Raw genomic sequence first — 24,566 nt, 5'->3', positions numbered from 1 at the left:
TAAATTTTTGAGGTCAATTCAGGTTTTTTTGAAAAACTTTAGTTATTGAAATTGGTAATACGGGTCGAAACCTACGGTTCTTTTTTTGGTTTCGTCAAATTTTGGATGGATTAAAATCCATCCCTACAATTTGTTTCGAGCCTATGGCTCTATCGGTGAAAGTTCCTTAGGCCGGTTTATGTTGTAGCAACGTCCTGAAGCTTTCGGGATTAATCCGTTGACGTAGGAACGATCTATTTATTTTATAAACACCATTTTTTGTTAATAACTTCCCTGTTTTTTTCGAGTAAAAAATTCTAAATTTGAAATTCAACTAATTTGTAATTGGATGCTTTTTATAGTTTATAAATCAGCATTTTACGTTTATCTTAGATTGGAATTTGTTATTTTATCATTGGAATTTTCAAAACTATGTACTTAATATTCGATACCGAAACCACAGGATTACCAAAGCGTTGGGGGGCACCCATTTCTGATACGGACAACTGGCCAAGATGTATTCAAATCGCTTGGCAACTCCACGATGCTATGGGAAAACTTATTGAGCATCAGGACTATTTGGTCAAGCCAGAAGGATTCAATATTCCGTATGATGCCGAAAGAATTCACGGTATTTCAACTGAATTAGCCGAAACGGAAGGAATTCCTTTGGCCGAAGTTTTGGAGAAATTCAATATTGCCTTGTCGAAAACCAAGTTTATTGTGGGTCAGAATCTAGGTTTTGATGTCAATATTATGGGTTGCGAATTTTATAGATTGGGTGTCGAAAGTCCAATGAGTTCGATGCCGATTCTTGATACCTGTACCGAAATTACCGCCTCATTATTGAAATTGCCCGGAGGCCGTGGTGGAAAATTCAAATTACCAACATTAACCGAATTACATCAATACCTTTTCAACAAACCTTTCTCCGAAGCACACAACGCCACTGCCGATGTCGAGGCAACAACACGTTGTTTTTTCGAATTAATTCGTACCCAAGTTTTCACCATAAAGGATCTTGATGTTGAGCAAGAGTACTTCGAGGATTTCCAATTAAAAAATCCAAAAGCAATTCAACTTATTGGATTGCAACATATAAATTTAAAGGAAGCATCTGATAAAATTCGTCAAAAATTGGGTGGTCAACAAACGGCACCTATTTCAAAGCGGGAACTTTCAGATAATAAGCAAAGTTTAATTGACACAGATTTTGTGCATTTGCACAATCATACTCAATTTTCTGTTTTGCAGTCCACGATTAGCGTAGCGGCATTGGTTAAAGCAACTTCGCAACAAAAAATGCCTGCAGTGGCGATAACCGATCACGCTAATTTAATGGGTGCTTTTCACTTTGTTCGTGATATTTTGTACCACAATAAAGCGGCTGAAGCCAAGAATAAGGAAGCCGTTGACAAGGGTGAAGAACCTACTGAAGTTCCGATAAAACCTATAGTTGGCTGCGAATTTTTTGTTTGTGAAGATCATAAAAATAAGTCTCACAAAGACAATGGTTACCAAATTGTGCTTTTGGCGAAGACCAAAAAAGGCTACCATAATTTAGCTAAAATGTCTTCCATTGGATACACCGAAGGGTTTTATTATGTACCGAGAATAGATAGAAAAATCATTCAACAATACAAAGAAGACATCATTGTATTGTCAGGTAATTTGTATGGGGAAATCCCAAACAAGATTTTGAATTTGGGCGAAAACCAAGCCGAAGAAGCATTACTTTGGTGGAAACAAGAATTTGGCACAGATTTTTACATCGAAGTAATGCGTCACAATCAAGAAGACGAAAATCGGGTGAATGAAGGTTTAATTTCACTAGCCAAAAAACACGATGTCAAAATTGTGGCGACGAATAATACTTTTTACATTGAGAAAGACAACGCCAATGCCCACGATATTTTATTGTGTGTAAAAGAGGGCGAAAAGCAATCTACACCGATAGGTCGAGGTCGAGGGTATCGTTTTGGCTTGCCCAATCAGGAATATTATTTCAAGTCGGGCGCAGAAATGAAGAAAAACTTCAACGATTTGCCGGAAGCAATTTCGAACATTTCCGAAATTGTCGATAAAATTGAGATTTACAATTTGGCACGCGAAGTCTTGCTTCCGAAATTTGAAATTCCAATTGAATTTAATATTCCACAAGATGCAATCGATGGAGGAGTTCGAGGCGAAAATTCCTATTTGAAAAACCTAACCTTTATTGGAGCCAACAAACGCTACAAAGAAATCACGCCAGAAATTCAAGAACGCCTTGATTTTGAATTATTGACAATTGAAAATTCAGGTTATCCTGGTTATTTCTTGATTGTTCAGGATTTCATTGCAGCTGCTCGAAAAATGGGCGTTTCTGTTGGTCCAGGTCGTGGTTCTGCAGCCGGTTCTGTTGTGGCATATTGCCTCGGAATTACTAATATTGACCCACTTTTATACAATTTACTTTTCGAAAGATTTTTGAATCCTGATCGAGTTTCGCTTCCCGATATCGACATCGATTTTGACGACGAAGGCCGAAGCAAAGTAATGGATTATGTGATCAATAAATATGGCTCAAAACAAGTAGCGCAAATCATCACTTATGGTACGATGGCAGCCAAATCAGCTATTCGTGATACGGCGAGAGTTTTGGATTTACCGCTTTTTGAAGCGGATAAAATAGCTAAATTAATTCCAAATTTAATTCCCTCAAAATGGAGTTTGTCCCGGTTTTTGAAAGACGCCGAAGGCGATATCAAGAAAATTCTACGACCTGAAGATTTCGAAAAAATTAAGGAATTAATTGGAATTTCAAAGGAAGATGACCTGAGTGGCGAAACCATTCAGCAGGCAAAAGTACTGGAAGGAAACCTTAGAAACACGGGTATTCACGCTTGTGGAGTTATTATTACACCAAGTGACATTACAGATTTTGTTCCTGTGGCTACGGCCAAAGATTCTGATTTGTATGTGACACAATTTGACAACTCAGTTGTAGAAAGTGCAGGATTATTAAAAATGGATTTCTTGGGACTGAAAACCCTAACATTAATAAAGGACACAGTCAAATTAGTAAAATATCGTAGTAATATTGATCTTGACCCTGACGAATTTCCTATTGATGATGTGAAAACCTACGAGCTTTTCCAACGGGGCGAAACTGTTGGTATTTTTCAGTATGAATCGCCTGGAATGCAGAAATATTTAAAAGAACTAAAACCTACCGTTTTTCCTGATTTAATTGCAATGAACGCCTTGTATCGTCCAGGTCCAATTGCTTATATTCCGAGTTTTGTGAAGCGAAAAAACGGTGAGGAAGACATTGTTTATGACCTTGATGTTTGCGAAGAATTGCTAAAAGACACCTACGGAATCACGGTTTATCAAGAGCAAGTAATGCTTTTGTCCCAAAAACTGGCGGATTTTTCCAAAGGTGATGCCGACGTTTTACGTAAAGCGATGGGAAAAAAGCAAAAAGATGTTTTGGATAAAATGAAACCCAAATTCATCAGTCAGGCTGTCGCCAAAGGGCATCCCGAAGACAAATTAGAAAAAATCTGGAAAGACTGGGAAGCCTTTGCAGAATATGCTTTCAACAAATCGCATTCGACTTGTTACGCTTGGATTGCGTATCAAACGGCTTACTTAAAAGCCAATTATCCAGCCGAATATATGGCCGCAGTTTTGTCAAATAATATGAGTGATATCAAGCAAGTTTCCTTTTTTATGGAAGAATGCAAACGTATGGGATTGAAAGTATTGGGTCCAGACGTGAATGAGTCCTTTTATAAATTTACAGTAAATGATGATTACGCCGTTCGATTTGGGATGGGAGCTGTAAAAGGAGTTGGCTCTGGAGCCGTGGCTACCATTGTCGAAAACAGAAAAACCACAAAATACAAGTCTATTTTTGATTTGACAAAGCGTATTGATTTGAGGGCCGCCAATAAAAAAGCATTAGAAAATCTGGCTTTGGCCGGCGGTTTTGATTCGTTTACAGGTGTAACCAGAGCGCAATATTTTCATGATGATGGCGACGGAATAACGTTCTACGAAAAAGCCATTCGGTATGGCGCCAAGTTTCAGGAAAACGAAAATTCTTCTCAGGTCAGTTTGTTTGGCGAAAGTAGCGATGTTCAAATTGCAGAACCCATTGTACCTCCTTGCGAGGATTGGAGTACGATGGAAAAATTGGCTAAGGAAAAAGAAGTGGTTGGGATTTATATTTCGGGACATCCGCTGGACGATTTTAGATATGAGATGAAATATTTTTGCAATTCAAAGCTAGAATCGCTGAAAGATTTGAATCAGTTTGTGAATAAAAATTTAACTTTTGGAGGAATAATTAGCAACGTGCAACATCGAATTGCGAAGAATGGAAAAGGCTGGGCATTGTTTCATCTTGAAGGTTATGACGAAAGTTATGAGTTCAAAATATTTGGCGAAGAGTATATGAAGTACCGCCATTATTTGATTCCAAATAGTTTTACGTATATCAAAATATTGGTAAAAGAAGGTTGGCCAAATAAAGAAACGGGAAAAAAGGGAGATCCTTTAATTCAATTCTCGGAATTCAAAATGTTGCAAGACGTGTTTGATAATTTTGCTAAAAAATTGAATATTTTATTGGATATAAAAGATTTGAATTCAGAATTTATCTCGAAATTAAATACGGTTTTCCAATCCAACAAAGGAAATAATTCGGTTACATTTGATATTGTTGAGTTAGAAAATGAAATAAAAAAAGTTGAAAAATTGCCCGAAATACTAGAGGTAGAAGAAAAAGCAGATGCACTACTATTCGATGCTGAAATTCCGGACGAGTCAGTGGTTTTTACCGAATATTTTTCTGGAGATGATGAATTGATTATGGAAGAACCCATCGCCGAGCCCGTTACAACTGTCACAGAAACTAAAGTAATCACCCGAATATCAATGCCAAGCCGAAAATTAAAAATCAAGATTTCGAATGAATTGTTGATGGAGTTGGAGAAGATGGAGGTGGATTTTAAGTTGAATTAAAATACTTACTTTTGAAAGAAACATTTAGTAAATGAAATTAGAAACGATAAAACCTGCCAAAAGTTTAAATAAAGCTTATTTTAAGCAGTCGGTAACTCGAGAGCAAATTGAAATTTTCAAGGCGGAACTTCAAAAAGCATTTCATCATATAGACGAAAAGCAAGACGAAGAATACCACAAAAACATTATTTCGGATTTGTTTAAAGCGGTTTATTGTAAAGATAAATATCTGGTAAACGTAAATAAAAGAGAAGATTTAGTCATTCGTTTGGGAAATACTCCAAAAGATGAAGTAGGCGTAATTCTCGAATTTAAAAAACCTACTGAAAAGCGAGATATGGTTTCTAAAACCAATGCCAATGTCAAAGCTTTACAGGAGTTGGTTTTATATTATTTACGGCAAACGGTTGATGGGAACAATCATAATATCAAACATTTAATTGTGACTAATATTTATGAATGGTTCATTTTTGATGGCGTTTGGTTCGAGAAAAACATTTATAGAAACAGCAAACTAAAAAAAGAATTTGAAAGTTGGAAAGTGTCGGGAACGGATACTAAACATTTTTACGACCATATCGCTGCTAAATATCTAGCCGAATTCAAAGACGAAGTTCCGTGTACTTATTTTAATCTAAAAGATTACGAAAAGAAAATCACCAATGACAATAAAAAAGACGACAACGATTTAATTGATTTATACAAAATTCTTTCGCCAGAACATCTACTAAAAAAATCGTTTGTCAATGATAGCAATACATTAAACAAAGATTTCTATAACGAATTGCTCTACATCATTGGTCTCGAAGAAAGCAACGAAACCGCAAAAAAACCATTCGTAGGATTACAGCAGAAGAACGCAACGAAGGATCGCTTATAGAAAACACGATTTCTAAACTCAAAACCAAAAAACATTTTGGCTACGAAAATAACGAACAAACCGAAAATCAATACTATGAAACTGCACTAGAGCTTTGTATTACTTGGCTGAATCGAATTTTATTTCTCAAATTACTCGAAAGCCAACTCATAAAATACCATCGTGACGACAAAGAAAATTATTCATTTTTGTCTTATAGCAAAATTAAAGATTTTGATGAACTCGAAGAGCTTTTCTTTGAAGTTTTAGCCGAAAAAACAGCCGATAGAAATCCATCAATTGCAGTAAGATATGCGGCTATTCCGTACTTGAACAGCTCGTTGTTTGAAATGACCGATTTAGAAAAGAACGCATTATCATTAAGCAATCTCAAAGACCGATTAGAATTTCCAGTTCATAAGAAATCAATTTTAAAAAAAGGAAATAAAAACGACGTAAAGCCCAAAACCAGTCTCAATTATCTATTAGATTTTCTCGATGCTTATAATTTTGCAAGCGAGAGTAACGCTTTGATCCAAGAAGAAAATAAATCGATTATCAACGCATCAGTTTTGGGATTGATATTCGAAAAAATAAACGGTTACAAAGACGGTTCGTTCTTTACGCCAGGTTTTATAACAATGTATATGTGTCGTGAAACCATTCGCAAAGCAGTGGTCGAAAAGTTTAAAACCCATTTTCCTAAATGCGAAAACATCACTGATTTCGAAGAATTAAACGACAAAATACATTACACCAACAAAGAACAAAGACTAGAAGCGAACAAACTTGTAAACGACATTAAGATTGTAGATCCAGCAGTAGGTTCAGGACACTTTCTAGTATCGGCTCTCAATGAAATGATTGCCATAAAAAGTGATTTGCAAATTTTGAGTTATACCAATGGAACCCGTGTTTTAGGTTACTCCATTAGCCTAGACAATGATGAATTAATCATTCAAAATCAGGAAACCGACAAAATTTTCGAATACCAACTCAGCCAAAACAATAATATCATTCCCGACTTGCAAAACCTGCAAGAAACTTTGTTTACCCAAAAGCAAATCCTCATAGAAAACTGCCTTTTTGGTGTGGATATTAACCCAAAATCAGTAATGATTTGCCAATTGCGTTTGTGGATAGAATTACTAAAAAATGCCTATTACACCAAAGAAAGCGATTACAAGGAATTGCACACTTTACCCAATATTGACATCAACATCAAAACAGGCAACTCGCTTATTTCTAAATTTGCTATTAAGGATAATGTTTTTGAAAAAATTTCAGGATTTCAAAAAAAGTTAACAGATTATAAGACGTGGGTAAGCATTTACAAAGATACCAACGACAAGAAAGCCAAAGAGGTCTTGAAAAACAATTTAAAACTCTTTAAAGACGAATTTAAATTAGCCGATTTGCGAGTGACCAAACTACAAAACGATTTGCGAAAACTTAACGGTGAGTTTTACGACAAATACCAAACCTACCAAGTTTTTGCCAGCGAATTAACCGAAAAAGAAACCAAAGCAAAAACAAAACTAGAAGCAGAAATCAATGCCAAACAAGTAGAAATACAAACGCTGATGGACAACCCCATTTATGCCAATGCCTTTGAATGGCGATTTGAATTCCCTGAAGTCCTAGACGATAAAGGGAATTTTATTGGGTTTGATGTGGTGATTGGGAATCCGCCTTATGGTGTTTCTATGTCTATTTCTGAGCGAAATGAAGCTGTTTCTAGTTTAGGGAAAGTACCCGATTTTGAAATTTATTATTTTTTTATCAATCTTTCTAAAAACATACTTTCAAAAAATGGGTTAAAATCCTACATTATACCAAATACGATCTTATTTAATGTTTTTGCAAAAAATTATAGAGAAACTTTATTTGATAAATGGCAAATTAATTCAATTTTAGACTGTACTAATTTTCCAATTTTTGATGGTGCAACAGTTCGATGTATAATTACACAATTTGAAAATATAAAATCTAAAGATAAAGTAAGTTATAAGCCTACAATGGATGTTTTAAGTTTTGAAGAATTAATAGAAAGAAAAACAGAAAGCGTTTCTAAAGCTCAACTGTTAGAAAACAATCAAAATTGGGGCTTGGTTTTTAAACTTTTTTCTAGTAAGCTAAATATTATTTCTAAAATAAGAAAATCAAAGAATTTATTATCATACTATTTCCCAGATTATACTCAAGGATTGATTGCTTATGACAAATATAAAGGACAAGATTCACATACCATAAAAAATAGAGTTTTCCATTCCTTTAATGAAAAATTAGGTTGGCAAAAATGGCTGTGGGGCGGAGATGTTAGACCTTATTCAGTTAATTGGAATCAAAAAGAGTTTGTTAATTATAACGGAGAAATTGCCAATCCTAGAGAAAGGAAATATTTTAATAATGAAAGAATATTAATCAGAGAAATTACAAATCCAAAAATATTTGCAGGATACACAACTGAAGAGTTTTATAATGATCCTTCAATAATTAATATTTTAAATAATCCTAAAGGCGAAATAAACACCAAATCTTTGTTAGCTATTTTAAACTCAAAACTAGCTACTTTTTATCATTTTAATTCTTCGCCCAAAGCCACAAAAGGTGCATTCCCAAAGATATTGGTTGAAGATATCAAAAATTTTCCATTGCCTAAAATTGATAAAGACAATCAAGGCAAATTAACAAATCTAGTCGACCAAATCCTATCCCTCAAAAAAGAAGATGTCAAAGCAAATACAATCGATTTAGAGAACGAAATAGACGAGTTAGTGTATCGCTTGTACGATCTAACACCTGAGGAAATTGCGGTTGTAAATGGGGTTAAATAAAAAATAAAAATGGGGAAAACAGCCACAACGGTAGAACAACAAATAGCGCTTCTTGAAAGTAGAGGAATGACGTTTGATTGTGAGATAGAAAAAGTAAAAGAAACCTTACTTGATATTGGGTATTATCGTTTGGGGTTTTATTGGAATCCTTTTGAAATTGATGATAAACATAATTTTGCACAAGGAACTAAATTTTCAGATGTAGTAAAATTGTACTATCTAGACGTTGATTTAAAAAACATTTTAAATAAAGCATTAAATCGTATCGAGATTAATTTAAGAACACAAATAATTTACATTGTTTCAAACGAGTATCCCGATTTGCCAACATGGTTTGCCAATAGAAAAATAATGAATAGTAATTTCGTTAATCAATTTCCAAAATATTATGATGACAAATTTAAAGACAAAAACAAACCCATAAAAAAACACCATATTAATTATCCAAATGACATTTATGCTCCAGCTTGGAAAACTTTAGAATTTTTAACTTTTGGTAGTATTTACAGTATTTTCCATTCCATTAAAGAAGAGGGTGTAAAATTTAAAATTGCACAACATTATGGTTTTAAATCTTTAAAAACATTTAGAAATTTTTTTCAAACAATTATCTTCATACGTAATATTTGTGCACATAGTGGTTTATTGTATGACTCAAACACACCATTAGAAATAAGTACTACACCATTTTTTAAATTTAATAACAATAACAAACATTCTTTGGATTCCTCAATTAAAGTGATTTTATATTTTCTCGAGAAAATTTCAAAAAGCAGGAAAGACATAATACAAGACGAGATTTTTTCATTATTTGATAGCTTTGAAGAGAATGAAGTGATTATGAAAATTATCGAAGAAAAGATTGGGTATGTAAAAAAGATTTAAAATTATTTTGTAATTACATATTTATAAGTAACTTTGTACCCACAGTGCCCAGCTATTCATTGCGCTTTAGTGCCTGCACTTTAAAAAAGTAAATATAACCCAGACTCGCTCTGGGTTTTTTATTTGTTGTATTAAAACTTTATTTATTTTATATTTTACGCGGAATAGATAAATTAAACCAATTTAAAAATAGTTAAATGTAATACAAGTTACAGTTCGTAACTCAAATGTTTCTTTATCTTTGCATTACAAAAATATATAATTTTAAAACGAAGAATATGGCATTAGCAATAACAGACGCTACTTTTGAAGAAGTAGTTTTAAAGTCAACAAAACCAGTAATGGTAGATTTTTGGGCAGCTTGGTGTGGACCGTGTAGAATGGTTGGGCCAATCATTGACCAACTTGGTGAAGAGTATGAAGGCAAAGTAGTCGTAGGAAAAGTAGATGTTGACGCAAACCAAGAATTTGCTGCAAAATACGGCGTTAGAAATATTCCGACGGTTTTGGTTTTTCACAATGGAGAAGTAGTAGGAAAACAAGTAGGAGTGGCTCCAAAGCAAACTTATGCAGATAGTTTAGACGCTTTGTTGTAAAACCGTAATGCTAGTCCTAAATAAGCAATACGGATTATTAGACAAGAATAGATAAATTAAACAGCATCAAAAACGTTTTTGATGCTGTTTTTTTTATTTCTATAGGTTCCCTAAGATTTTGTCCATAACCCAACTAGTGTGCGAAGCCGTCAAACCATTCGAAGGATGTAGGCTATTGCCCAGCAGCTGTTCGCGAATTCGTTCTACGTGATGCAATTGCACGTTTACTGGATTCTCGATAAAAAGTTCTGAAACTCCTTCTTCATTAGAAAGTATAATCGGGTCGTTTTCGAAGATGGAAAAACTTATTTTACCTTTACTTCCGGCAATTTCCACACTATCTTCTCTTTTGTTGCTTCCAAAATTCCAATTGCCATTACCTGCAACAGCAGATTCGTGAAGCCAACAAGCCGTGATGGCATCTTTCGCGGAATACAATCCTTGTTGGTTCAAACTAAAACCCGAAACATCCTTGATGTTTCCCAAAAGGAAAGTGAACAAGTCCAAACCGTGGCTTGCTAAATCGTCAAAATAGCCTCCTGTAGCCACTTTGGCGTCGGTGCGCCAATTGTATTCTCCTGACAAATCTTTGGCGGAAGCTGGTTTGGTTAAATTCCATCGAATAGATCGTACGGTGCCAATTTCATTGTTGTCGAGCCACGATTTTATTTGTTCGAAACGAGGCAAAGTTCGTCTGTAATAAGCGGTGAACAAAGGAATGTTTTTGGTTTTAAAAGCTTCGTAAATTTCTAAACTTGCTGCATAACTCGGTGTCAATGGTTTTTCAATACAGCAAATTTTTCCAGCCAAAGCTACTTTAAGCCCATATAGATGATGGGTGTCTGGTGGAGTTGCAATGTAAATAGCGTCAATTTCGGGATCGTTGATTAAATCATCCGCATCCGAATAGTATTTACCAATATTATGTCTTTTTGCGTAATCGGCAGCTTTTTCGGCGTCTCTCCGCATCACTGATTCGATTTTGAAACCCTCAGTTTTTTGATAAGCTGGACCGCTTTTTAGTTCAGTAACGTTGCCACATCCTAGGATTCCCCAACGGGTTGTTTTTGTATTGTTTATTTGCATTTTTTAATTATTGCCATTAATCAAATTGACTACCAGTTTCACCATTATATCTTTCTCTTCCGACTTACTTTCGGCAATCATAATGGTGATGGCAACCAAAGCATTGTCTCCAATTCTTTTGGCACCAAAATCATTCAGTAGTTTGTTGTTTAGACTTAAAAAATAAATAAACAATCCTGCTGCAATTCGTTTGTTTCCATCCGAAAAGGAATGGTTTTTTACGACAAAATACAATAAATGAGCCGCTTTTTCTTCTAGTGTTGGATATAAGTCAGTTTTGTCAAAAGTTTGGTAAATAGTTTCCAAAGAACTTTTGAACGATTGGTCTTTTTCGTTACCAAACAAATTTCCCGCTTTTTGAAAATCTCTCCAAATTCTGATTTGCTCGATCGCATTTTCATAACTTAGTTTTTGGATTTCGGTTTCTTCAAAAGCTGTGTGAATCGTCAACTTTTGATGGTCGTATTTGTCCAAAGTTTCTAAAGCATAAGCATATTGCTCAATAACTCCAAGAATTCCTTTGGCTTCAACAGAAGTTAATGCTTCCGCATTTCCAGCTTTTGCTGCCAGTTTTACAGCGTTTTTTAAATCTTGAAATTTGTCTGTTGCTTCTTGCAATCGCTTTTCATTGATGGCATATCCTTGTACCAAATAGTCTTTTAAACGTTGCGTTGCCCATTGACGGAATTGGGTTCCTTGCGTGGATTTCACACGATAACCTACGGAAATGATAACATCGAGGTTGTAGAAATCAACCGGTTTATCTGAATTTGCAATGTGCATTTTTTGCACATTGCTTTTTTTATCTAATTCATTTTCCTTAAAAACATTATTTATATGCTTGGTTATAACCGTTCTGTCGCGATTAAAAAGTATGGATATTTGACTTTGAGAAAGCCAAACCGTTTCGCTTTCAAAAGTTACCTCGAGTTGAGTAAAATTTTCAGGAGAATTATATATAACTATTTCACTCATTGAAAAGCAATATTAAAGTGTATAAAAATTCATTATTTTTCATTTTAAAGTAATGCAATATACAAAATTTGAGCGGTTATTTTTTTTACAATTAGAGCCAGTTGTCAAGGAAAACTTGACAACTGGGTTTAGTATAATTCTCACTTAATTTCAACTGTTTCCATTTTGGAAATAGTTGCCTCTTTTTGAACTACCTAGAAAAACTTGGTATTTGAATTTTTTTCTAATTCTCTCTCAATTTTAACTGTTGCAAATTCTGCAACAGTTGAACCCAAATCTAATTCTTTTTTTGAGTTGTCGCAAAATTTGCGATAACTGATTGTTTTGTGTTTTAGATTATGTTTGACATTTCAATTATTTTATGCGTGTCCAAAAAAAATACTTGTTACGGAATAAACACTTCTTTAACTTCTATTATTTTATTATTCTTTAAACGTAAAATATAAAGTGTATCGTGATAATTTTTTTTAAAGTTTTCGAATGTATTTGAACCTTTTAAATTATCGCTAATTAATAAATTAAAAAAAGGATTGTCGGACAATTCTATTTTTCTAATTGTCTTATTTTTATTCACAATATAATAATCATTTGGGACAGCATAAATCTTCTTTCCATTCACAATAAAAACATCAGCATCCCCATTTTTTTTGCTTCTTCTATTGCTTTATCGCCAATATAATATTGGACATAATCTGCATCTACATAATTTTTTCCGTTTTCTGAATATACTTTTAAGATTAAAGTATATTGTTCTTTAGTCTGCTGACTCTCATCTTTTGTGAGAGTATTGATGAACATTATAAATAAGCCGAAATGAATAAATAATTTATTTGTAGCCATAAATTTATCTTTTTGTAAAGTCGAAATCAGTTACAGTTTATCTACATTTTTTTATGTAATAAATATAGGATAAATTGTTGATTTTTATTTCTCCCTAAAAAACTTCTCGATCACAACCTCCGTAAAAGCCCTAGCACCAACATCATTCATATGTCCGCAAGAAGAAAAATATTGGTCGCCTTCAACTACATTTTCTAGATTGTGAATTTCGGGGTAGATTTTATTTGCTTTTTCAAAATAATCTAATCCTTTCACATTACTGCACATTGGCGTCATTAAAGTAATTAGATTGTAATTATTTTGCTTGCAAATTTGCTTGATTTCCTCGTAATATTTGTTGCGAATGGGTTTCAAAGCCCTGATATCATTCTTCATATTTCCGGGTTTGTTGCTCGTCAAAGGATGATATCCCAAATTGTCCAAAATATTCGTGGGTTTACCCGTAGCAGTTTGGTACATTTCACGGAAACCAATCAATGCGTCAAAATCTACAAAACGATAAAATGGAATATAATATAATTCATTAAAGTTTTCCATTTTCGCAAAATGGGCTGCGATAACTTTTGAATGATGGATGTAAGGCAGGAATTTCGCAGCAATGGCATCAGATTGTTTTTCGTTGCAAAGACCCAAATCGGCTTCCAGAATTACGGTTTTGATTTTATAGTTGCGTTCTGCCATTAATTTTAATAACAATGAAGCTTCGAATAAATGCGCTCCACTCATTCCGTAATTGAAAGTTTTTAGTCCTTTCTTTTCAAACAATTCGGGCACAAAATGGTTATTGGCTCTCGAAGAACCCAAGATTACCACATCATAATTTCCGGCTTTGGAATTGAAAACCTTTTCCACTTTTCCACGCTTGGAAGATTGCAAATAAACGGTTATATAACTCCAATCCAATACTATTAAAAGCACTAGAAGAGTGAGTAGAATTTTAGCAACTAATGTTAAAAATTTGGTCATTAGAATTGAAAATAGATGAATTCTTTATAATCGGCATAAGTTCCCAAAGCAATGATACCCAAGAGGCATAAAGCCATTTTAAGTCCGCTGTATTTTCCTGAAATTGGTTCTATTTTGTAGCGGCTGTTCCATTCTACCAGTACAAAAGCAAGAACCAGCAGCAACAATTCGTAACTGTACCGTTGGTTTTGCAGAAATTGTGAGGTGAAAGTTCCATTCGTAAAAATTTGGCCAATGTAAGCAAATGCAATATGAATGGTTTTTGCTCTGAAAAATATCCAAGCCAAGCACGATAAGGTAAATGTCGCAAGAATACTAAAAAACACTTTTATAGAATTAAAATCCCAATGCAATTCTGCAGTTTCCATATTATTTCTGTTGGTTCCTAATAGCAATGAAGGTAGAAAATACATTGCATTAATGAATCCCCAAGCCAAAAAAGTCCAATTCGCACCGTGCCAAAAACCGCTCACCACAAATATGATGAATACATTGCGCACTTGTTTCAGCTTGCTTCCACGGCTTCCGCCAAGAGGAATGTACAAATAATCCCGAAACCAAGAGGACAACGAAATGTGCCAACGACGCCAAAACTCGGCAATATCTCTGGAGAAATATGGGTAATTGAAGTTTCGAAGCAAGTCCAATCCAAACAATTTGGACATTCCCAAAGCCATATCCGAATATCCAGAAAAGTCGCCATAAATTTGGAATGCAAAATAGACCGCACCCAAAATCAACGACAAGGAGTTCATAGAAGTGTAATTGTCAAAAATGGCGTTAGCATAAGTGGCACAAGTATCGGCGATAACCACTTTTTTGACCAGTCCCCAAATAATTTGGTACACGCCTTCTTTGGCTTTTTCGAAATGGAAGTTTCTTTTTAGTTTTACTTGTGGCAATAAATGAGTGGCTCTTTCGATGGGTCCAGCTACCAAAAGTGGAAAATAACTCACAAATAAGGCATAATCAATGACGTTTTTTTCGGAGTTAATTCTTTTGTAATAAATGTCAATTACATACGACAAGCCGTGAAAAGTATAGAAAGAAATTCCAACAGGGAGAATTACGTCCAACAAAAATGGACTAGATTGTATGCCAATATTGTTTAACGCTTCCGAAAAAGAAAAAGCAAAAAAGTTGTAGTATTTGAAGATTCCCAAGAATCCCAAATTGAAAACGATGCTCAACCAAAACCAAAGTTTACGTTCTCGTTCTTTTATACTTTTCTCTATTTTGATTCCCGTGAAATAACACAAAAGGGTCGAGAACAGCAATAAAAAGAGGAAACGCCAATCCCAACAAGAATAAAAATAATAACTCACTAGAACGAGGAATACGTTTTGCGTGCTTTTGGTTTTACTAAAAACAAACCAATATAATAGAAAAACTATTGGTAGAAAAACAGCAAACGTTAGCGAGTTAAAAAACATATTTAATTTCTATAATGAAGACAAAAACCATCAAAATTGCTCTTGATGGTTTTTTATAATTTATTTTTCAATTTAAGATTAACCCAATAAATCTAGTACTGCAGAAGGGAAAAGACCCAAAACAATATTCAAAAGAATGGAAACAACAGCCACTGCATAAAACACAAAAGGAGTTTTTGTGGCTTCTTCATTCGGTTCTTTATTGTACATCGCCAATATCAATTTAAAATAATAACCCACACTGATGATGGAGTTGATTACCGCTGCAATCACTACTACTAAATATCCTGCTTGAATAGTTTGAGTAAACAAAAACATTTTGGCAAAAAACCCAGCAAAGATTGGAATTCCCGCCATCGAAAGTAAAGAAGCTGTTAACACTGCTGCCATCAAAGGATTGTTTTTCCCCAATCCGTTGAAGTTTGCAATATCTTCATTGTCTTTATTTTTACAAACATATAAAATCACCGCAAAGGCCGCAATTCCCGATAAGGAGTAAGCCGAAGTATAATACAATAAATTACCCGCTGAGTTGCTAATATTTAATAGAGTCATCAACATAAAACCAGCATGAGAAATTCCGGAGAATGCTAGCATACGTTTCACATTGTTCTGTTTCAACGCCATAATATTTCCAACAGTCATAGATGCAATTGAAATTACGATAATGATGTTAAAAGAAGCGGCTGAAAGGTCAGCATTCATAGCAGTTAGTAATTTGTATAGAGTCGCCATAGCTACAACTTTGACCAAAGTACTCATTGTAGTAGTTGTCAATGTAGGCGAACCTTCGTAAACATCTGGAGCCCAAAAATGAAAAGGAACAGCTGCAATTTTAAAAAGCATTCCAATTGTAACCAAAGAAATTCCTATTGGAAACCAAATAGGCAATTCAGCAGAACGAGACCATTCTGTGATTTCGGCAACATCAAAAGAACCCATTGCGCCGTAAATAAAGCAAATTCCAAACAATAGTATTCCAGAGGCAAAAGATCCCATTAAGAAATACTTCATTCCAGCTTCATTACTTTTTAAATTCATTCGGTTGCTTGCTGCCAAAATGTATAAGGATATCGACAAAACTTCGATTCCAAGAAAAAACATAGCTAAGTTTCCGAAAGAAACCATAGCAACTGCTCCTGCTAACATAAATATTTTTATGGCAATGAAATCGGAAATTTTGGTTTGGTGATCTTCGTAGAAATCGTGAGCCAAGGCAATCAAAAATATAGTTAGTATAATGAACAAAGCCGAAAAAACAGCCGAAAATTTAGTAACAACAATCATATTATTGTAGTAGCTTGCTGGCGCATTAAATTCTGCATAAGTTAATCCAAGAACGGCAAATAAACCAAGTATTGTTAAAGGAACAATGGCTTTTCTGAAATTTAAAATTTCAAATAAAAGGCATAAAACACCTAATCCTGATATAGCTATTAATGTATTCATTTATTTATTTTTTGATTTAGGATTTACGATTTGGGATTTTGTGAAATTGGATTATAATTTACAAAAATCCTAATTCTTAAATTTCCCAAACCCTAATTTTTTATATTGTTTTTTTCTTTTATTGTTTTTATTCCAGCTGAAAAAATGGAAACCAATTCATCCGCTTCTTTAATTAATTTTTCAAGCTCTACATTATCACATTTTATTTCTAATCCTTTTATAAACTCTAACCAAAACAAACTTTCATCGGCTTCTTCATCAACAATTTTTAACTTATTCAAAAAATCAGCATTTGATTTACCTCTACATACTGCTCTATAATTTGCAGCAACTGATGAGGAAGATTTAAAAAGTTGAAAAGAAACTACGTCAACTGCTTTGCAATTATCTAATGACATTAAAAATTTAAAAACATTCAATGCAAAGTGTTTTGTGCGATTTTTAAGTTCTTCTTTAGTCATAATTAAAATATTTGTTTCAAAATTCTACTTTACTCATCCAACAAAAATCCTAATTCTCAAATCCTCAATCCTAATTCTTAATTAAATCTATTTATTTGAGTTAAAATATTTTCCAAACTTGGCGTAATCAAATCCATAATTGGTTTTGGATACAAACCAAAGAAGAATAAAACGGCAACAATAATTACTAAAGTTAGACCTTCATTAAAAGTTACATCAGCAAATAATTTGGCGTTGGTTTCGCCCAACATCACATGTTGGAACATTTTCAACATATAATAAGCTCCCAAAATGATGGTGGTTCCACCTAAAATAGCAAACCAAAGATTCACTTGAGAAAGGCTATATAAAACAGTAAATTCTCCAACAAAGTTAAATGTTGATGGCAAAGCAACCGATGCTAAAACCAAAATCATAAACAGAGAGGTGAATTTTGGCGATTGTGCACGAATTCCGCCCATTTCTGAAATCTTTCTTGTTTCATATCTTCTATAAATAATTTCAGCTACAAAAAACAATCCCACCACAACAAATCCGTGTGCTATCATTTGTAAAACTGCACCACGCAATCCGTCAAGTGTTAATGTATAAGCTCCTGCTGCAATTAATCCAACGTGTGCTAGGGAAGAATATGCCAATAATTTTTTCAAATCTTTTTGGCGTAAAGCCACGATAGAACCATAGATTACACCTGCAATTCCAAGACCAATGAACACATACATATATTCTTTTGCTGCCAATGGCGCAATTGGCAACTGCCAACGAATTACACTATACAAACCCATTTTTAGCATAATTCCCGATAAAAGCATAGTTCCAACAGTTGGTGCTTTTTGATATACTTCTGCTTGCCAAGTATGAAATGGAATCAATGGAATTTTGATAGCATAAGCCAAGAAGAAAGCTAAGAATATCCAGAATTGCTCAGTTGATGATAATTTAAGTTGCGTTAGGTCGCTGAGCAAAAAGCTTCCTGCTTTAGTGTACAAATAAACAAAAGCTACTAACATGAACAACGAACCTGCAAGCGTGTAAATAAAGAATTTCACTACTGCTTTTTTTCGTTCTTCGGCATCACCATTACCCCACATTAAGGCAATAAAATAAATAGGAATCAAAGATAATTCCCAGAAAACATAATATATAAGCCCGTCAGAAGCCAGGAAAGTTCCTGACATTGCAAAGGACATAAATAATAGTAAGGCATAGAAAGCTTTTGAGTTTTTATATGTATTTCCAAAAGAGGAAAAAATGATGATTGGTGTCAAAGCAGTTGTCAACAAAAGCATCGCTAAAGCAAGACCATCAGCTTGAAGAGCTATATAAATTTTTGGTTTGGATATCCAAAGTTGAGAATAACTTATCTCGGTTCCTAGATTGTATTGGCTAAGTAGACAAATTGCGCTAGCAAAAGCGGTTAAGCTAACAAGCAAAGCCACTTTTGAAGCCCATTTATCACCCGAAAAATAAGTTGCAAATGCGCCAACCAAAAGAATAATTAATAGTGTAGTTACATCCATTATGTAAAAAGTATTATAAAAATAAATAAGTTAGTATGGTAATAACGCCTATGACAAAAGCAAAAAGGTAGAAACCGACACTTCCGTTATGTGCTTTTTTTCCTTCTATTGCTATACTATTGGTTACTTTACCCAATCCGAAAACCAATGCTGATAATGTGGTTTCAACAGAATCTCTAAAGAAACTGGATAACACATTTATTGGTTTTACAAAAATAGCATCATAGATTCCGTCAACATAATATTTGTTGTATAAGACTTTCGAAAAACCGGTGATTTCGGAATCCTCACTTGGAATCGTATTGTCTTTCAAGTATTTTTTATAGGCAATTCCAATTCCGATTAGGGCTCCAATTGTTGCAATTGCCATCAGCATATACTCTGTACTTCCTAAAGAGTGTTCTTCGTGAGTTACTTTAGAAAATATTGGAGACAAATATTCGTTCAACCAACTGTGACCTGGCAAACTAATAATTCCACCAAAGAAAGATAAAAAGGCCAAAATAACTAATGGCACAGTAATCAAACTTGGACTTTCGTGTAAATGGTGTTTTTGTTCTTCAGTTCCTCTGAACGCGTTGAAGAATGTTAGATAAATCAATCTAAACATATAGAAAGCTGTCATTATTGAAGCAATAGAACCAATAACCCACAAACTTGGATTTCCGTGAAAAGCAGTCATTAAAATTTCGTCTTTCGACCAAAATCCTGCCAACGGAAATATTCCAGAAATAGCCAATGAGGCGATAAGCATTGTCCAAAAAGTGATGGGCATTGCTTTTTCCAAACCACCCATTTTGCGCATATCTTGTTCGCCGTGCAAACCGTGAATTACGGAACCTGAACCCAAGAACAAACAAGCTTTGAAGAAAGCGTGAGTGATTACGTGAAAAACGGCCACTTCGTAAGCTCCCAGTCCTAATGCTAAGAACATTAATCCCAATTGAGAAACAGTTGAATAAGCTAAAACTTTCTTGATATCGTTCTGAACCAAAGCAATCGTTGCAGCAACCAAAGCAGTGCAAGCTCCAACAATCGCAATAATGTTTTGAATGTTTGGCGCCATATCAAACAGGAAGTTCAACCTAGTAAGCATAAAAATTCCTGCGGTAACCATAGTCGCAGCGTGAATCAATGCCGAAACGGGTGTTGGTCCAGCCATCGCATCAGGCAACCAAGTGTACAGCGGAATTTGTGCCGATTTTCCGCAAGCTCCAATGAATAAAGCTAGGGCAGCAGCAGCAATCCAAAAATCATTAATATCCGTTGCTGATGTTATTGCCGTTTTTAAAGTGGTAAAATCTAAAGTATTGAATAATGAACCAACAATAAAAATCCCGATTAAGAATCCTAAATCACCAATACGGTTCATAATGAACGCTTTTTTGGCGGCATCATTAAAGTCTTGGTTTTTATACCAAAATCCGATTAGCAAGTAGGAGCAAAGTCCAACACCTTCCCAACCAATGAACATAATCAGCAAGTTGCTTCCGATCACCAAAGTAATCATAAAGAAAATGAACAGGTTTAAGTATGCGAAAAACGAGTGCATTTTCTCATCATCGTGCATATAACTGATGGAATATAAATGAATCAGAGATCCAATTCCTGTTACAAACAAAAGCCAAAGAATGGACAATTGGTCTAATAAAAAACCAAAACTAATATCGAATCTTTGAACCGAAATCCAATTGAACAAGTTGATAACAACTGGCTCTTGGCCTGCATTAGCAAATAAATATAAAGTTACTGCAAAAGAAACCGCAACCGAAAGTGTTCCCACAATTCCCACGATGCTTTTCCCAGCTTTTTTACCCAGAAAAGCATTAAATAAAAATCCTAAAAAAGGAGCTAATAGTAAGACTAAAACTAAATTTGTATCCATGGATATTATCCTTTTAAATTTTTCAAATTACTAACATCAATGCTGTGCAAATTTCTAAAGATCGAAACTAAAATTGCCAATCCAACCGCCACTTCGGCAGCAGCAACAGCCATAGAGAAAAACACAAAAATTTGACCTTGTGCATCTTGATGATAGGTTGAAAAAGCGGCAAACAAAAGGTTGATTGCATTCAACATAATTTCAATCGACATAAATACAACAATGGCATTTCGTCTGTATAAAACTCCAAAAACGCCAATACAAAAAAGTATAACCGAAAGGAAAATGTAGTTTTCAATGCCGATTTGGTTTAAAATATTATCCATACTATTTCTCTAATTTTTCTTTTTTAGACAATAAAACCGCACCAATCATCGCTACTAAAAGCAATACCGATGCAAATTCAAAAGGCACCATATATTCGTTAAGTAATACCTTGCCAAGTATATTGATAGATTGATAATCCTCGCCTGTTACATCATAGCTTCCATCTGCAATAGGTTTTGAATTCATAAAAATAGCAATCAAAACGACACACATTAAACAGAACAACACAATTGCTCCAAGTCTGGTAACTCGAGGTTTATGTACTTCATCTTCATTATTCAAATTCATCAACATTATGGTAAACAGCATCAAAATCATAATGGCTCCTACATATACAATCAAGTTTACGAATGCCAAAAACTGAGCATTTAATAATAGATAGTGCCCTGAAATTGAGGAAAAACAAATTACTAAATAAATAGCATTATGCATTGGTTTTTTGCTGTAAATTGCTAAAAATGCCGTTGCCAAAGTAACAATAGACAATACAGAAAATAAAATTTGTATTGGGGTTGCATTCGCTATATCTGGAATGTGTATCATTAGTTAACGTTTTTAAGTTGCGTATTTTTAACAGCCATTTCTAAGGGCATTACCAATTTATCCTTTCCAAAAATAAAATCTTCCCTAGTGTAATTGGCAGGAACTAATTCTTTCGAAATCGTCAAATAAATGGCGTCTTTCGGGCAAGCTTCTTCGCATAAACCACAAAAAATGCAACGCAACATATTAATTTCATAAATCGAAGCATATTTCTCTTCTCGATACAAATGTTTTTCGTCGGCTTTGCGTTCAGATGCTACCATTGTAATAGCCTCAGCAGGGCAAGACAAAGCGCACAACCCACAAGCGGTACAGTTTTCGCGACCTTGCTCGTCGCGTTTCAACATATGTTGACCTCGATAAACTGGGCTAAATTCACGTACTTGTTCTGGATATTGAATGGTCGCTTTTTTTCTAAAAAAGTGCTTAATCGTAATCGCCAAACCTTTGAAGATGGTTATAAGATACATTCGCTCTGCAAATGTCATCTCCTTGTTAGAGACTACTTTTTTTCTTCCTGAAAGTGATATTTCTTGTATTGACATTTAATTATAGATTTTAGATTCCGAACTTCGGGATTAAAATTTGATTTTCTTATATTTTCTTTTCTTGAAGCTTAATCCTGCTCTTTACTATATCTTTTGTGCTGAACCCCAGCACAAAAGGATGCCGTTTCGATCAGGGCTAGGGCATTTTTTTTCTAATTAAAACCCAAATAAGCAAAGATTTCTCCTCGCAAAAGCACAATTCCAGTGATCATAATATTGATAATCGATAGTGGAATCAAAATTCTCCAACCCAAATGCATCAATTGATCGTATCTAAATCTTGGAATGGTCCAACGAACCCACATAAAAAAGAAGATGAACCCGCATAATTTTACAAATAAAGCTCCAATTCCTAATACATTGGCAAAATTTACGCCCCAGTTTTCAACAACCCAACTCATTCCTGGATAATTGTATCCTCCGAAAAATAATACCGCCAAAATCGTTGAAGACACAAACATATTGGCATATTCAGCAAATAAATAGAAACCCATTCTCATAGATGAATATTCCGTATGATACCCACCAATTAGTTCGGTTTCACATTCCGCTAAATCGAAAGGTGTTCTATTGGTTTCAGCAAAAGCGCAAATTAGAAATATCAAAAAAGAAATAGGTTGGTAAAAAACGTTCCAACTCATTCCTGATTGTTGTTCTGTAATTTCTTTCAAACTCAATGTTCCAGTCATCATTAATAAAGCCACAATAGACAATCCCATTGCCACTTCATAAGAAACCATTTGAGACGAAGCTCGAACCGCTCCAATCAATGAAAATTTATTGTTAGAAGCCCAACCTCCAATCATAATTCCGTAAACACCAATCGATACAATACCAATAATATATAAAATACCAACGTTAATGTCGGTGGCTTGTAACAAAATATCTCTTCCAAAAAGATGAAAACGGTCTCCCCAAGGGATAACTGCGCTGGTCATCAATGCTGTCGCCATTGCGATTCCTGGACCAACTGTAAATAGAAATTGATTAGGTGTGTTTGGTGAAAATTCTTCTTTAGCAAACAGTTTCAATCCATCGGCCATCGGCTGAAATAATCCGCCCCAACCGGCACGATTGGGTCCAACTCTGTCTTGAAGAAAGGCTGCTACTTTTCGTTCGGCCCAAGTGGAGTACATCGCCATAAGCATTGTTATTGCAAATACTACAAAAATCACAACGCTTTTTTCTATAATAAATGTACTATCCATTTTTGTTAGAATTTAATGGGTTACCGTCTATTTTTTCGTTGTAATCAATTTCGGCCATACTTAATTTTTTTCGGTCTTGTTCTCTTCCTAAAAGAATAGTTTCTTCGGTATTAATAACCACTTTTTCTAATTTTTTAGTGTAGTTATTCTGATTGATAACTGAATCTTTTTCAAATGCTCTTGGGCCTTCAATGATCCAATCGTTTACATCTTTATGGTCAAACCGACAACTGTTGCAAATGAATTCATCAATTTCGTGGAACTCATCTTTTCTGCCTGTGACTCTTTGAATCTCATCACCAAACATCCAAACTGTAGTTTTTCCTGAACAAGTAGGGCAATCTCTGTGCGCGTCGTAAGGTTTGTTGAACCAAACTCTCGATTTGAATCTAAAGGTCTTATCGGTCAAAGCACCAACCGGACACACATCAATCATATTTCCTGAAAACTCATTGTCGATGGCGTGCGAAATACAAGTCGAAATGTTTGAATGATCACCTCTGTCCATCACTCCGTGAACTCGGTCGTCCGTGATTTGGTCGGCAACCATCACGCAGCGGTAGCAAAGAATGCAACGATTCATATGCAATTGAATATTCGGACCAATATCTTCTGGTTCAAAAGTTCTTTTTTCTTCTATAAAACGACTTTCTGATTTTCCGTGTTCGAAACTTAAATTCTGCAAATCACATTCACCCGCTTGGTCACAAACTGGACAATCCAATGGGTGGTTGATTAACAAAAATTCTGTCACGGCTTTTTGAGCCTCTTGAACTCTTGGAGACGATTTGGTTTTTACTTCCATTCCGTCCATACAACCTGTTACGCAGGAAGCCATTAATTTTGGCATTGGTCTTGGGTCGGCTTCACTTCCTTTGGAAACTTCCGACAAACAACAACGGCATTTTCCACCGCTTCCTTTTAGTTTAGAATGGTAGCACATCGCTGGCGGAACTACTTCTCCACCAATCATTCTGGCTGCTTGCAGGATGGTTGTTCCTGGCTCTACCTCAATCTCATGACCGTCTATGGTTACTTTCATCTTCTATTTGTTTAAAAGTTTAAAAGTTTAAAAGTGTAAGTGATTTCACTTCTAACTTCTAACTTCCTACTTCTGACTTTTAAATTATACTGTTACTTTAGAAACTAAATGCTT

Annotated in this window: 19 protein-coding genes; 5 read left to right on the top strand and 14 right to left on the bottom strand. The window is 34.7% G+C overall.

Annotated elements, in window-relative coordinates:
- Positions 1 to 411 precede the first annotated feature (411 nt).
- From dnaE to trxA, 5 genes are all read left to right on the top strand, one after another.
- Complete coding sequence (dnaE, locus tag RMO83_RS00095) at positions 412 to 4,992, top strand: DNA polymerase III subunit alpha (protein WP_310557631.1); 4,581 nt, start codon at positions 412 to 414, stop codon at positions 4,990 to 4,992.
- A 31-nt stretch (positions 4,993 to 5,023) separates the two neighbouring features.
- On the top strand, positions 5,024 to 5,872 hold the full coding sequence (locus tag RMO83_RS00090; RefSeq protein WP_310557630.1) for a hypothetical protein: 849 nt from the start codon (positions 5,024 to 5,026) through the stop codon (positions 5,870 to 5,872).
- Between the two features lie 188 nt (positions 5,873 to 6,060).
- Positions 6,061 to 8,688, top strand: a complete 2,628-nt coding sequence (locus RMO83_RS00085) for an Eco57I restriction-modification methylase domain-containing protein (RefSeq protein WP_310557629.1) — start codon at positions 6,061 to 6,063, stop codon at positions 8,686 to 8,688.
- 9 nt (positions 8,689 to 8,697) lie between these two features.
- Positions 8,698 to 9,573 carry an Abi family protein gene (locus RMO83_RS00080; protein ID WP_310557628.1) on the top strand — a complete coding sequence of 292 codons (876 nt, stop codon included), beginning with the start codon at positions 8,698 to 8,700 and terminating at the stop codon, positions 9,571 to 9,573.
- A 278-nt stretch (positions 9,574 to 9,851) separates the two neighbouring features.
- Positions 9,852 to 10,169 (top strand): thioredoxin, encoded by a 318-nt coding sequence (gene trxA, locus RMO83_RS00075; RefSeq protein WP_143392107.1) that lies wholly within the window; start codon positions 9,852 to 9,854, stop codon positions 10,167 to 10,169.
- Positions 10,170 to 10,268: 99 nt separating this feature from the next.
- Here the strand turns inward: trxA and RMO83_RS00070 are convergent, their stop codons facing one another.
- The 14 genes from RMO83_RS00070 to RMO83_RS00005 form a co-directional block, all read right to left on the bottom strand.
- The gene (locus RMO83_RS00070) at positions 10,269 to 11,255 is read right to left on the bottom strand and encodes a Gfo/Idh/MocA family oxidoreductase (RefSeq protein WP_310557627.1); all 987 of its coding nucleotides are present in this window, start codon (positions 11,253 to 11,255) and stop codon (positions 10,269 to 10,271) included.
- Positions 11,256 to 11,258: 3 nt separating this feature from the next.
- On the bottom strand, positions 11,259 to 12,230 hold the full coding sequence (locus tag RMO83_RS00065) for a virulence protein RhuM/Fic/DOC family protein (protein ID WP_310557626.1): 972 nt from the start codon (positions 12,228 to 12,230) through the stop codon (positions 11,259 to 11,261).
- A 615-nt stretch (positions 12,231 to 12,845) separates the two neighbouring features.
- Positions 12,846 to 13,070 (bottom strand): hypothetical protein, encoded by a 225-nt coding sequence (locus RMO83_RS00060; protein ID WP_310557625.1) that lies wholly within the window; start codon positions 13,068 to 13,070, stop codon positions 12,846 to 12,848.
- 84 nt (positions 13,071 to 13,154) lie between these two features.
- Positions 13,155 to 14,036 (bottom strand): hypothetical protein, encoded by an 882-nt coding sequence (locus tag RMO83_RS00055; RefSeq protein WP_310557624.1) that lies wholly within the window; start codon positions 14,034 to 14,036, stop codon positions 13,155 to 13,157.
- A complete protein-coding gene (locus RMO83_RS00050; protein WP_310557623.1) occupies positions 14,036 to 15,469 on the bottom strand; it encodes an MBOAT family O-acyltransferase in 1,434 nt (477 codons plus the stop codon). Before RMO83_RS00050 ends, RMO83_RS00055 begins: the two co-directional genes overlap by 1 nt.
- A gap of 78 nt (positions 15,470 to 15,547) precedes the next feature.
- Positions 15,548 to 16,918 (bottom strand): NADH-quinone oxidoreductase subunit N, encoded by a 1,371-nt coding sequence (locus tag RMO83_RS00045; protein WP_310557622.1) that lies wholly within the window; start codon positions 16,916 to 16,918, stop codon positions 15,548 to 15,550.
- A 92-nt stretch (positions 16,919 to 17,010) separates the two neighbouring features.
- Complete coding sequence (locus RMO83_RS00040) at positions 17,011 to 17,379, bottom strand: four helix bundle protein (RefSeq protein ID WP_310557621.1); 369 nt, start codon at positions 17,377 to 17,379, stop codon at positions 17,011 to 17,013.
- A 77-nt stretch (positions 17,380 to 17,456) separates the two neighbouring features.
- Entirely contained in the window at positions 17,457 to 18,899 is a 1,443-nt protein-coding gene (locus RMO83_RS00035) for an NADH-quinone oxidoreductase subunit M (RefSeq protein WP_310557620.1), read from the bottom strand.
- A 13-nt stretch (positions 18,900 to 18,912) separates the two neighbouring features.
- The gene (gene nuoL, locus RMO83_RS00030; RefSeq protein WP_310557619.1) at positions 18,913 to 20,784 is read right to left on the bottom strand and encodes an NADH-quinone oxidoreductase subunit L; all 1,872 of its coding nucleotides are present in this window, start codon (positions 20,782 to 20,784) and stop codon (positions 18,913 to 18,915) included.
- Between the two features lie 5 nt (positions 20,785 to 20,789).
- A complete protein-coding gene (nuoK, locus tag RMO83_RS00025) occupies positions 20,790 to 21,110 on the bottom strand; it encodes an NADH-quinone oxidoreductase subunit NuoK (protein ID WP_310557618.1) in 321 nt (106 codons plus the stop codon).
- A gap of 1 nt (position 21,111) precedes the next feature.
- The gene (locus RMO83_RS00020; protein WP_310557617.1) at positions 21,112 to 21,654 is read right to left on the bottom strand and encodes an NADH-quinone oxidoreductase subunit J; all 543 of its coding nucleotides are present in this window, start codon (positions 21,652 to 21,654) and stop codon (positions 21,112 to 21,114) included.
- Positions 21,654 to 22,199, bottom strand: a complete 546-nt coding sequence (locus RMO83_RS00015; RefSeq protein ID WP_310557616.1) for an NADH-quinone oxidoreductase subunit I — start codon at positions 22,197 to 22,199, stop codon at positions 21,654 to 21,656. The genes RMO83_RS00020 and RMO83_RS00015 overlap by 1 nt, the downstream gene beginning before the upstream one ends.
- Positions 22,200 to 22,354: 155 nt before the next feature.
- A complete protein-coding gene (gene nuoH / locus RMO83_RS00010; RefSeq protein WP_310557615.1) occupies positions 22,355 to 23,410 on the bottom strand; it encodes an NADH-quinone oxidoreductase subunit NuoH in 1,056 nt (351 codons plus the stop codon).
- On the bottom strand, positions 23,403 to 24,452 hold the full coding sequence (locus tag RMO83_RS00005; protein ID WP_310557614.1) for a 2Fe-2S iron-sulfur cluster-binding protein: 1,050 nt from the start codon (positions 24,450 to 24,452) through the stop codon (positions 23,403 to 23,405). The genes nuoH and RMO83_RS00005 overlap by 8 nt, the downstream gene beginning before the upstream one ends.
- Between the last annotated feature and the right edge of the window lie 114 nt (positions 24,453 to 24,566).

This window comes from Flavobacterium sp., from assembly GCF_031423415.1.
Taxonomy (GTDB): Bacteria; Bacteroidota; Bacteroidia; order Flavobacteriales; family Flavobacteriaceae; genus Flavobacterium.
This window is presented reverse-complemented; position numbering and strand designations above follow the sequence as displayed.